The sequence below is a fragment of the Agrobacterium sp. 22-221-1 genome (assembly GCF_053522445.1).
The window spans coordinates 642,566-652,261 of sequence record NZ_JBNWCL010000001.1; the positions used below are offsets into that span (position 1 = coordinate 642,566).

General features: G+C 57.8%; 19 protein-coding genes. 3 read left to right on the forward strand and 16 right to left on the reverse strand.

From position 1 onward, the window contains the following. Positions 1-21 precede the first annotated feature (21 nt). A complete protein-coding gene (locus tag ACQZ5N_RS03205) occupies positions 22-231 on the forward strand; it encodes a hypothetical protein (protein ID WP_448732043.1) in 210 nt (69 codons plus the stop codon). On the opposite strand, the gene ACQZ5N_RS03210 is transcribed toward ACQZ5N_RS03205, so the two are convergent. The 7 genes from ACQZ5N_RS03210 to ACQZ5N_RS03240 all read right to left on the reverse strand — a co-directional run bounded on the left by ACQZ5N_RS03210 (position 188) and on the right by ACQZ5N_RS03240 (position 4,852). After that, positions 188-1,000, reverse strand: coding sequence for a phage head morphogenesis protein (locus ACQZ5N_RS03210; protein ID WP_448732044.1), 813 nt, complete (start codon positions 998-1,000; stop codon positions 188-190). The two genes, ACQZ5N_RS03205 and ACQZ5N_RS03210, sit on opposite strands and share 44 nt — an antisense overlap. Continuing rightward, positions 1,000-2,367 (reverse strand): DUF1073 domain-containing protein, encoded by a 1,368-nt coding sequence (locus ACQZ5N_RS03215; RefSeq protein ID WP_448732045.1) that lies wholly within the window; start codon positions 2,365-2,367, stop codon positions 1,000-1,002. The genes ACQZ5N_RS03210 and ACQZ5N_RS03215 overlap by 1 nt, the downstream gene beginning before the upstream one ends. Next, the gene (locus tag ACQZ5N_RS03220) at positions 2,355-2,507 is read right to left on the reverse strand and encodes a hypothetical protein (protein WP_448732046.1); all 153 of its coding nucleotides are present in this window, start codon (positions 2,505-2,507) and stop codon (positions 2,355-2,357) included. The genes ACQZ5N_RS03215 and ACQZ5N_RS03220 overlap by 13 nt, the downstream gene beginning before the upstream one ends. A gap of 3 nt (positions 2,508-2,510) precedes the next feature. Further along, positions 2,511-4,040 carry a phage terminase large subunit gene (gene terL / locus ACQZ5N_RS03225; protein WP_448732047.1) on the reverse strand — a complete coding sequence of 510 codons (1,530 nt, stop codon included), beginning with the start codon at positions 4,038-4,040 and terminating at the stop codon, positions 2,511-2,513. After that, the gene (locus ACQZ5N_RS03230) at positions 3,958-4,275 is read right to left on the reverse strand and encodes a hypothetical protein (RefSeq protein WP_223566923.1); all 318 of its coding nucleotides are present in this window, start codon (positions 4,273-4,275) and stop codon (positions 3,958-3,960) included. Before ACQZ5N_RS03230 ends, terL begins: the two co-directional genes overlap by 83 nt. A gap of 95 nt (positions 4,276-4,370) precedes the next feature. Further along, a complete protein-coding gene (locus tag ACQZ5N_RS03235; RefSeq protein WP_448732048.1) occupies positions 4,371-4,622 on the reverse strand; it encodes a hypothetical protein in 252 nt (83 codons plus the stop codon). Positions 4,623-4,648: 26 nt separating this feature from the next. Continuing rightward, the gene (locus ACQZ5N_RS03240) at positions 4,649-4,852 is read right to left on the reverse strand and encodes a hypothetical protein (RefSeq protein WP_448732049.1); all 204 of its coding nucleotides are present in this window, start codon (positions 4,850-4,852) and stop codon (positions 4,649-4,651) included. 67 nt (positions 4,853-4,919) lie between these two features. Here ACQZ5N_RS03240 and ACQZ5N_RS03245 point away from each other — a divergent pair, with 67 nt between their 5' ends. Together ACQZ5N_RS03245 and ACQZ5N_RS03250 are read left to right on the forward strand one after the other, a co-directional pair. Then, the gene (locus ACQZ5N_RS03245) at positions 4,920-5,129 is read left to right on the forward strand and encodes a hypothetical protein (RefSeq protein ID WP_448732050.1); all 210 of its coding nucleotides are present in this window, start codon (positions 4,920-4,922) and stop codon (positions 5,127-5,129) included. Positions 5,130-5,224: 95 nt separating this feature from the next. Beyond that, positions 5,225-5,434, forward strand: coding sequence for a hypothetical protein (locus ACQZ5N_RS03250; RefSeq protein WP_448732051.1), 210 nt, complete (start codon positions 5,225-5,227; stop codon positions 5,432-5,434). 27 nt (positions 5,435-5,461) lie between these two features. Here ACQZ5N_RS03250 and ACQZ5N_RS03255 read toward each other — a convergent pair whose 3' ends face one another. From ACQZ5N_RS03255 to ACQZ5N_RS03295, 9 genes are all read right to left on the reverse strand, one after another. Continuing rightward, positions 5,462-5,761, reverse strand: a complete 300-nt coding sequence (locus tag ACQZ5N_RS03255) for a hypothetical protein (protein ID WP_448732052.1) — start codon at positions 5,759-5,761, stop codon at positions 5,462-5,464. 30 nt (positions 5,762-5,791) lie between these two features. Beyond that, on the reverse strand, positions 5,792-6,133 hold the full coding sequence (locus ACQZ5N_RS03260; protein ID WP_448732053.1) for a DUF2493 domain-containing protein: 342 nt from the start codon (positions 6,131-6,133) through the stop codon (positions 5,792-5,794). 504 nt (positions 6,134-6,637) lie between these two features. Continuing rightward, complete coding sequence (locus ACQZ5N_RS03265) at positions 6,638-7,402, reverse strand: hypothetical protein (RefSeq protein WP_448732054.1); 765 nt, start codon at positions 7,400-7,402, stop codon at positions 6,638-6,640. After that, positions 7,399-7,833: a hypothetical protein gene (locus ACQZ5N_RS03270; RefSeq protein ID WP_174005550.1), complete on the reverse strand. Its 435-nt coding sequence runs from the start codon at positions 7,831-7,833 to the stop codon at positions 7,399-7,401. Before ACQZ5N_RS03270 ends, ACQZ5N_RS03265 begins: the two co-directional genes overlap by 4 nt. Beyond that, entirely contained in the window at positions 7,830-8,402 is a 573-nt protein-coding gene (locus tag ACQZ5N_RS03275) for a helix-turn-helix domain-containing protein (RefSeq protein WP_448732055.1), read from the reverse strand. The genes ACQZ5N_RS03270 and ACQZ5N_RS03275 overlap by 4 nt, the downstream gene beginning before the upstream one ends. Beyond that, positions 8,399-8,605 carry a hypothetical protein gene (locus tag ACQZ5N_RS03280; RefSeq protein WP_448732056.1) on the reverse strand — a complete coding sequence of 69 codons (207 nt, stop codon included), beginning with the start codon at positions 8,603-8,605 and terminating at the stop codon, positions 8,399-8,401. Before ACQZ5N_RS03280 ends, ACQZ5N_RS03275 begins: the two co-directional genes overlap by 4 nt. Next, positions 8,602-8,859 (reverse strand): hypothetical protein, encoded by a 258-nt coding sequence (locus ACQZ5N_RS03285; protein ID WP_448732057.1) that lies wholly within the window; start codon positions 8,857-8,859, stop codon positions 8,602-8,604. The genes ACQZ5N_RS03280 and ACQZ5N_RS03285 overlap by 4 nt, the downstream gene beginning before the upstream one ends. Further along, a complete protein-coding gene (locus ACQZ5N_RS03290) occupies positions 8,856-9,344 on the reverse strand; it encodes a 5' nucleotidase, NT5C type (protein ID WP_448732058.1) in 489 nt (162 codons plus the stop codon). The genes ACQZ5N_RS03285 and ACQZ5N_RS03290 overlap by 4 nt, the downstream gene beginning before the upstream one ends. Further along, complete coding sequence (locus ACQZ5N_RS03295; RefSeq protein ID WP_448732059.1) at positions 9,341-9,682, reverse strand: hypothetical protein; 342 nt, start codon at positions 9,680-9,682, stop codon at positions 9,341-9,343. The genes ACQZ5N_RS03290 and ACQZ5N_RS03295 overlap by 4 nt, the downstream gene beginning before the upstream one ends. Between the last annotated feature and the right edge of the window lie 14 nt (positions 9,683-9,696).

Genomic DNA, 9,696 nt, shown 5'->3' on the forward strand with positions numbered 1-9,696 from the left:
TTATTTCGGTTAGATCGCCGCATGACGGACGAACAGTACAAAGCCCTGCGCCAGTTGATGCTTGAGCAAAACTCCAAGATTGCGGAGTTGACGCTTGAGGTTCGCCGTCTCAGCGAGGCTGTCACGACCACCGAAGTGGTCTATGTGGAAGAGAACAGGGTCGGCACAGAGCAACTGGAGGAGCTGCTTAGAATTCGACAATCCCCCGCGCCACACAGCGACAACGAATAGGCTGTCCCGGCGGCAGACCGCCCTCTGCCCCTGTCGCCTGCCCCCACTTGTAAGTCTTGCCGTCAAGCCGCCTGTGCAGCTCCCTGACCCGCTCGTCATGGCTGGTCATCCAGCGATAGGACGTCACGCCCGCCTGCTGCTGACGTATCCGGTTCAGATCGCTGTTAAGCTTGTTGGTCTGGTCCGTGGCGATAAGCTTTGCCCGCCGGTCAGCAATACCGAACTGCTCCGTCAACTGCTTGCGCAGCGTTGTCACAGAGTTGCCCGCGATACTGTTCTGATAGACGGTCGTTTCGATCCGCTTCACCATGTCTTCCGACAGGTTCTGGATCAATGCTGCGTTCTCGGCCGCCTTCGTTTGCAGGTACTCGGCCAAGTCTTCCTGAGTGACTACCGCCCGCAGGTCGATGCCCAGAGACCGCTTTGCCGTGGCCATGAACGTTTCAGTGTGCCGCTTTGCCTCAAGATCGAGGATGCGGTTTGCCGTTTCCGACGCCACCCGCTGCAATGCGACTGACAGAGATTGCAGCCGAGTGAACCAAGACCGGTCAGCATCGGCCACAAAGGCACGCTGGGCGCGTTCTCGTTCCCGTTCCGCCTGATACAGCGGGATAACGCTTTCGCGCGTCTCCGTGGCCATCTGAGAGAGCATGGACCGCAGCGCTGAGTAGTATTCCTTCTCTGCCGATAGCCTGGGTTCGATCACCGGCAGTTCAACGATGGTGCCTTTCGGCTTTTTGGCTATTGAGGTGATGCGGTATTTGCGCATCAGTCAGCCGGTTCTTCTCGTGGCGGGACCACCTCTTCTTCGGTGTCGTCACCTCCGAGATCGGGGTCGAAGTCCTTGCCAGTATCGTCCATTGCCTGATCAAGCCCAGGATAGAATCCGCTCTCGACCAACTGATTGCCGACGACCGCCCGGAGCTCAGTCGATGTGAAAATACCCGTGCGTCCAAGGATTTCGGCGGTCTCGGCATTAATCTTGCCGATCTCTGCCAGTTCCTTTTCGCTCATCTGCTCGAGCGGCGCCCATGTGTAGAATATCTCAGGCGGGCGGCTGCCGAGCGCAGAGCGGATCAGGCACTCATCGAGGCGGTAAAGCGCCGGCGTGATCTCCAGCGTCTGGCTCGATGCGACCCGGTCATGGTAGTTGGCCATGCTGTGATCGCCGTTCGAACCAAGACCGGATGGAGCCGTGCCAAGGAACCGCGTCATCGGGATATCGGCAGCGCCGCAGAATTGCTGCAAGAACGACTGCATGACATCGGGGAGCGTGGCGAAGGATATCGTCTTCCGTTCGTATTCTTCTTCCTTGTCCAGCAGCAGAGCGCGGTTGATGCCCTTGGCCGTCGCGGCCAGCATGAAGCGATCCATCAACCGCTTCGAATATTCCGGGTCAGACAGGCTGCTCATGAATTCCGGGATGCGGAACACGTCGACATTGGCCTCAAACACCAGAGAGGCAATGTTTGCAGCCGTCGCATCGGCGTTCTTCATGGCCGAATACACAGATTCGAGAACGCTATCGCCCCAGCCCTGATTGATGCCGCCGTTCAGGAACGAATCAGCCTGATCTGCACCGATGAAGATCGCAAAGCGCGAAGGATGGATGCGCACCATGGAATTGGCGCTGTTCCCCGTAACCTCGTAATAGGAAGGCTTGCCATAGAACTCGGACATCACGTCCTGGTCAATTTCACCGGCCGCCAGATCGCGGCGGCTCATCACCGTAAGATACTTGATCCCGCCCTTGCCGATGCGCGTGGGGTCTAGTGGCAAGGCAAGGTTCGTGTCGCCTGTACCGATATACAGCGCAGCGCCACCCCATAGGCGGGCCTTGATCAGCACATCAAGCAGCTTCTTCCAGAACCCGAGACGGTTCTGCTCAGCCTCTATAAGCTCGATCTGGTCTTGCTCTGCCTGCCAGTCCCTGCCCTTGCGAACAGCGTCCAGCGCCGGGATATCTACGGCTTTGCGGCCCATCCAGTTGGACCGGTAGATATTGGCGATCTGCAGCTCATCCAGCATCTGGAAGCCGTAGGTCGTCATCGCCATCTTGTCGCGCATCGGGTCGCCAAGGCCGGTGACGACAGACCGCAGGCTGTCATTCGCCCTCATCTTGATCACTTCACCCATTTGTGCTTCCTGATGTTTGGCGGGTTCTTCACTGTGTCCCGGATGATGTTTGGCAGTTCCTTGACGACACCCTTCAGGCCATCACGCTTCTTAGCTTCGGCAAGCATCTGCAGGCGCTTTTCACATGAACTGCATGCCATAGGTTATCCGACGTTTGCGAGGGTATAGGTCGAGCCCAGCGCCAACTCATTCAGAGCATCCGCGAAGGCATCCACCTGGTCATCGTGCTGGGCGTTCGGGAACGAGCAAACCTCATCGAGGAAGGTCTCATTCCACACACCTCGGACAAGCTTGACGTTGCCCGCTTCGGCCTGCGCTGATGCTGGCTTTGCGCGTACCGACTTCTCGCCCGTGGGCCTGATCGCCGTGACATTGTAGCCAGCAAGCAATTTCAGCTTCGTTGCTGCATCCGACTTTCCGGCGGCGCCGGGGTCTTCTGGCATCCTGATACGAACCAGCAAACCGTCTTGAGTGGCTGTGCTTTTCAGGTTCCTCTCAACATCAGCAGGCGACCACCGATCGCGCCGGACGTCTTCCACGTAGAAGATGCCGCCGTGGTAGGCCATGCGCAGCCCAACAGTCCAATCTGGCTGCTTACCGGGTTTCGGTTGCGTGGCTGCAAAGTCCCATGCCCTGCACCGCTTGGCACCGGCCGGCACCGCATCCACGATCTCGAAGTCACCACGCTGGAACATACCCCCAGAGCGCGGCGCTGGCCGCTGCTGGTACTGTCCCGAGTATGCGTATGAACCCTTTGCCCGCTTGAGCCGTTCGATCTCCTCGGCCGGGAACCTCTCGGGGAACAGCAGTTCGCCGTCTTCGGTGCGCGGGTCTTCGAAGAACAGTTCGCCCTTGACGTATGTCTGGCACTTCCGCTCCGGCTCAAACTCCATCGGCAGGTTGAGATGTACGAAGCCGATATCTAGCTGTAGCGCCACACCGGCCACGTCCTGCTCATGCAATCGCTGCATGATGATGACAATGGCCGAAGTCGTCACATCGTTCAGGCGGTCCGATATGCCCTCTCGGAAGATACGGACTGCCGTCTGCCTCTCGGTATCGCTTTCTGCCGTTTCGGTCGAATGCGGGTCATCGATCTTTACCCGGTCGCCGCGACCACCGGTCATGGAACTGAATGGTCGGGCCTCGCTGAATCCGCTCCCCATGTTTTCGAACTTGCCCTTGGCGTTCTGATCGTCGCGAAGCTTCAGAGGCCAGAGCATCTGGAACTTATCGCTCTCCACCAGCCGGCGAAGCTTCATGTTGTCGCGCAGCACGTTTGGCTGGCTGTATGAGGTGGCGAGAACCTGGATATCAGGTCGCTCAAGCGGTCCCCATTCCCATGCGGTCCAGAATACCAGCACCAACGACTTCATCATGCCCGGCGGCACGGTCATCATCAGAAACTGGATGTCACCGGCAGTGACGGCCTCCAGATGCTTGCACATGGCCCGCAAGGCCCATCCGAACTTCAGCTGCTTCTTCGGCTCGAGGACAGGCCAGAACTCTTCTATGAAGCCTTCCAGCGTCCGGCATCGTGCCCGGATACGCTCGGCATCCTTTGCAATCCGCTCACGCTCGGCTTCGGCGTTACGTCTCGCCCTCTCCGCTCGTATCGCCCTCATCATCGTCGCCGGATCCGGCAAGCGGGCCAAAGACTGCTTCGAGTGCATTCAGCTGTTCTTCCGATGCGTTGGTGAGATCGACTGTCTGGATGGGTCCGCCGCCCCGACCGGTATGCTGTACACTGGCAAGCTTGGCGTGCATGTAAGGCGCCGCGTCCTTTGCGATCGAGGCTGCCGCGTCCAAATCGTTCTTATCGACATGCGCGCGCATCGCCTTCAGCATGACCTCCAGAGGAGTTATGCCGTTCTTGTGCTCCCGTTCAGCAACCTTAGTCGTTCGCACTGTACGGGCTCCCTTGGGCCTGCCAGAGCCTTCTCGTTTGCCACCGCGCATGTTTGATTTCCGGTTTGATTAATATTCAAAGTTGAGGTCCGCCCTCATCTCACGCACCCCCGCTGGATAACCAGATACCCTGCAGTCTTGCGCTTGCCGTTCTGGTCGACCACCTGCCACTGAATGACGACTGGCGCTCGATCCACGATGCATGGCCGGTTCGGCTTGATCATCGCGACGGTTTCAGACGGCCTGTCTAGCCTCGGAAGATATGCGACCTGCTTTGCGTCAGACGGGCGCCACAGCGCGAAGAGCACCACAGCAGCCAGTAGACCAAGATTGATGATCCAACGCATCAGTAGGCTCCTGTGGGCGAATACGGTCAATGTCTGGATACAACCACGAAGCCATTTGTCATCGCGACCTGGCGGAGCGTCATTTCGCTACCGATCGCCAGCGGCTCGCCCTCGTCGTCAAACAGAGCTGACCTGATATCGCCGTTGTCGTTTATCTTGCCGATGTATGCCGCGTTGGTTGGTTCCAGGAACCGGGTGCAGGCTTGCTCGCGGGCATCGTCGGCTGTCATGTCTATTGCGCGCCGCCCGGCCGCTGTGCTTTCATTAAATTGGGCATGGGTAACCTTGGGGGATTGGATGAGCGGGTTTAGCAAAGACGAGATAGCCGCCGAACTGAACCGGCGCGGCGATGCGATGAAAAAGCGCGACGAAGCATATCAGGATGCGCTGCATCAGGAGTACCTGAGCGAGTGCGACACCGTCTGCCTAAGCTGCGCAACGCCTGTGAAGTCCTATTTGGTTTCCGATCCGAAGTATCCGCTTTGCGACACTTGCTTGGGCGACTGAGCTAGCATCCCGGCCCCTGTGGATGGGCTTGCCCTCTCCCTTTGCAAATCTGTGCCGCTGTGGCTCAATCCCCGCATCAACCAAGGAGAACCATCGTGGCTTTCATTCACGTCAAGCGAACCAGCACCAGCAAAAAGATTTCCATCAATGTAGCGCACATTGTTTCCGTGCAGCCATCGGATCGAGATACCCTTATTCAAACGGCGGTACCGTCTGGAACAGGGGCGCTCCAGTATGGGGTCTCTGACACCTACGAGGACGTCATGAAGATGATCGAGAATGCGCAGGTTTACGGACCGCGCTAACCCTCTCCCGCTCTTGCTCGGTGGTGGTCATGGGGTGGCCAGATACGCAGCAAGATCATGCGGGACGCCGCCGGGAGGCGGCATATCAATTGCGCCAGGGACAAAACGGCAACCCACAAGCATTGCATAGCCGTATGAGCCATCACCGTAGAAGCTGACGACTGCGTGCTTCCCATCTCGTATCCACTCGAAAGCGACCTCGTCCTCGTCACTCCAAACCGACGGTTGCCAATCTATCCCCTGAACAGCCGCGTGGAATGGCGCTGCGGCCTTGACGATTTCCGCATCAGCCATCGGCAAGAGATCATGAAGTGAGGCTTCGGTCATCGCTCTCTCCATGTGGGCGGGCGAATGGGGTTAGGCGTCGGCCGCAACGTGCTTGACGGTGATGCCTGCCACCTGTGCGCGGCGGACCATATCAGCCGTCCCACGGCCTCCGGGGAAAGCAACGACAAGATCAGGTTTGCCCTCATTCAGCATCTTGCGGTTTCGAATTGGACCGGCCGCTTTCCCGTAAGCTTGCCAGTCTGCCTGATATGTCTCGACCTCAATACCGCGTTTCTCTGCATACCGGCGGGCGAGAGCATCAGCGCCCAAAGCACCGCCGTTAATGATGACGGAGGGCTGGATGTTATCGAGCGCCCAAAACAGTTGCGTCAGGTCGCTGTAATCTCTTCCGCCGCAGACAAGCACGCGCATACTCATCTCCTGAAACGACTGCAGCCCCACCTTGTTACGGGCGGGGCTGGTGAATGGCTGGATCATCAACGAGGCGCAGGCTCTCCGATCCGTAACTTTCCTGCGCTGCTATCGTCGCTTCGCCTTCTCGGCTCTCACTGACGATATGAATTGGTCAGGAAGGCGGAGTTTGGATACTGGCCGTGGAGGAAACCAACCGCACACCACATAATCCGCCGGCATGGTGCCAGCCACTACTTCCTGATGAGTATCGGGAGAGGACGCCTTTCGGCATTCCACGGCCCACGCCATGCTGCTCCCGATTCCGAACCGAGTGGCAATCCCACACGTGATGGACGTCTCCAACGCCGCTACGACACGCACACTCGGTATTCCGTTGCCCTATTGGGCTAATTTCTGACGGCTCCAGCGACTATCCCATCGCCACGGTTATGCCGCTGTGTGCACCAGCGCGGCAAGGTGGTTGACCGGCCCGAGGGCTACCGTCTATCGCCGTAGCGATCTTTATGCCGCCTCGCGCTTTCGAGCCGCACGGCGTCGTCTTTCCTCATTCCGATATTCTCGCCAGTCGAAGACTACGCTGTCTTTCGCGAAAACGGTGTCTGCGTCTCGCTCAAAAGTCTTGCCTTTATTGACCGGCGCGTCTGTTTCGATGTTGACTGAAATATGCTCGAAAACAGGCCCAACAGGCAACACCCCAAAACCGCCAGTTTCGACATTGGATGAACTCCCCCGAACAAGGTACTGTTCCAAAACGTCAATCGCTCTGTTTTTGCGGCGTGATCCTGTCATCTCGTGAATGCCTTCCGACCGACACCATGCGGCAAACGATACGTCTTTATCGGTCTTCTTGTACACCTTCATCTGGCCGAACTTCTTGCTCTGCCGAACCACATGGCGATAAGCCTCGAGCGTTCCAACCTTCGACTTTGCCCATGCCCAAAGCGCGCGCCGGTTTCCTTCGTCGGCAACAAGCGTCATCAGGTCGTTTGCCACCTCCCACAGACGCACATCGTTTCTGCTGATGCGATCTTCGAGACCTTGAATGAACGCTGTGCGCCATTCTGCCAAAGGATCATCACCAGGCAGCAGGTTTTCCCGTTCCTTGCCATGGCTGATGCCCGTCACACGCCGGCCGTTTACGTCAGCCTCGGTATGGAAGAACGGTAGGGACGCACCCTTAAGCCGCTTCGGCCTAGCGTTAATCGGCAACTTCGTATCCACGAAAGCCGCACGGATAAATAGGTTCGCGATTTGCTCTCTGTTCATGCCACTCGCCTTTCGTCAAAGAGATCGCCCTGTCCTGCGTTCGGGCCGAACCTACGCACCACTCGTTCCGCCAGCATGCCGACAAGGGCATAACGCTGATGGTGAACCGTCTTTGCTACTACCTGCAATTCGCCCACAGGAGCCTCGTCAAAGCATTCCAGCCACTCTGATGTCCTTGCCTCGATCAAAGCGTGAAACTGCTCCACAAGGTCACTGACGGCGAATATGAGGTGCTTGTCGATGTATCCCTGATTATTATTCGTTTCTGCCACTGTGGACAACACGAGGCGGAAATGATCCTCCCCTTTTGCCTCTAAAACCCTGTGAAGGGTATGGACCGCCCGCGTCTCCCGAATGCCAGGATATGACCGGCCGTCCACAATGCGCAGACCGTATTCCTCGCAGATGGTGAAGACGCGTGGATCGATCATTCCGCCCTCGCCTTTCCGCCGTGAAGCGCCTGCCAGTTCTCCATCTCGTCGTCGAATGTGCCGTTGTCGATCATCGCTTGGATTTTGTTGCAGGAATGAAGCGCCGTCGTGTGGTCGCGATGCCCCATCCAGTTACCGACCTGCGGGAATGAAAGGTTCGGCCTCTCCGTCTTTATCGCGTGGATAATCACCTGCCTCGGGAACACTATCCGGCGAGCGCGGGACACGCCTTTAACTTCGGCCATAGAGACACCGGGGAAGCGTTTCAGCAATGCCATGGCAATCTCTGTCATGCTCCTATCGCGCGCTATCTCCACCGATCCTCCGGCATATGGGCAGTATTCGCCAACCCATGCGATGCAGAGGGATTTGAAGGTGGTGAAATGCAGCGGGATGATTTGGCCTTCTGGCGCGACCTGAACCAATCGTGGCTTTGGCATCTCTATAGCCTTCGGCGCTGGCGCAACGGATTTCAACCGCATTGCCTTCCGCACTCTATCCGCCTCTCTGGCCTTTGCAGCTTCGTGCCATGCTCTTTGCGATGGGGTTAACGTGACATGGTGGTTCATGCTGCGTCCTCGCTATCAATTGAGGCACGTCCTCTGACAACGGTGGCTTTCCCTTTGAAGCCAATTGCCTTGAAATGGAGATTGATGAACGAGCTGGCTAGACGGTCAAACTCCTTCGACCGGTCGATTTCTACCCGCGCCCAAAAGCTGAGAACCACGCACACGGCCATGATGATAAAAAACGCGATGAAAGCAGCCATCATTTCACCACCTCCAGCTTCCGCTTCGACGGCGGCTTGCGCGGACCGTGCCCGCTGCCCAGATCGTGGCTGTCGTGCTTGTGGCCTACCGGATCGGCGCCAAGCTGCTGCTGCACCTTCTCCACGCCTGTCTCGACCTCCATCTGGTAGACGCGATCATTGGGCGTGTGGTCGCAAACCACGAAGAACTCTACCGGCTCGTCGCTGTAGACCGTGAACAGGCCTTGCGGGTCCATATTGATGACTATCCGGTTCATGCTGCCGAACTCCTCACCATTTCCCGCTCCAGCAGATCGCGAGACGTTTCGAAATCAGTGTGGTGGATGCCGAACCCGCCCTCCTCGCACCATGCCTTGATGTTGCGCTCGAAGTCATCGATCAGGATGTCACCGCGCGAGTGCATGAACAGAGGCTTGTTGCGGCCGCCCATGACCGGGAGGATGTGGCAGGTGCTGGACAGGTGTTCCCTCACCCATTCGCGCTTCTGGCGCGCTACGTGGGCATAGTTGGACTTGGGGCAAGCCGTCAGGATGATCGGGTTCAGCCAAGATATCCGGTCGAAGAATTCTTTGGCGCCGGGGCACTGCGGCATGTCTCGGAAGTATGAGGGGTGGGCATTGATTGTCTCCCACATGTCGTCATCAAGCATCGTGCGGTGATCGACACCGAACAGGGCCGGGAAATGAGCGTCGAAGTCAGCCATGACGCCATCAAGGTCGAGGTATACGTTTGGTCGCTTCATGCCGGAATCCTTTCCACGCTGATCTCTTTGCCCTTGCGTCGTGCCTTCTCGACAATGGTTCGCTTATTGCTGCCCTTGGCTTTGACGGTGGGTGCGAGATTGAAATGCGCATCGGCTGATGCTTTGGCTGCAAACACCAGAGCGCCGTCGCGTCTCATCACTCGCTGCTCTACAGAGTACAGGACACGCCATGCAGCGACCTCGGCGGCAAGCTCCGTCGAGAACTTTGCAATCTGTCCGCGGTTCTTCACGATGCGGAATGACGCCGCCCACACGGGCCGGTAATGGGCCTCGTATTCATTGCCGGTCGGGACGGCTTTTGCTGCGCTTTCGTTCATGCTTCCGTTCCTTC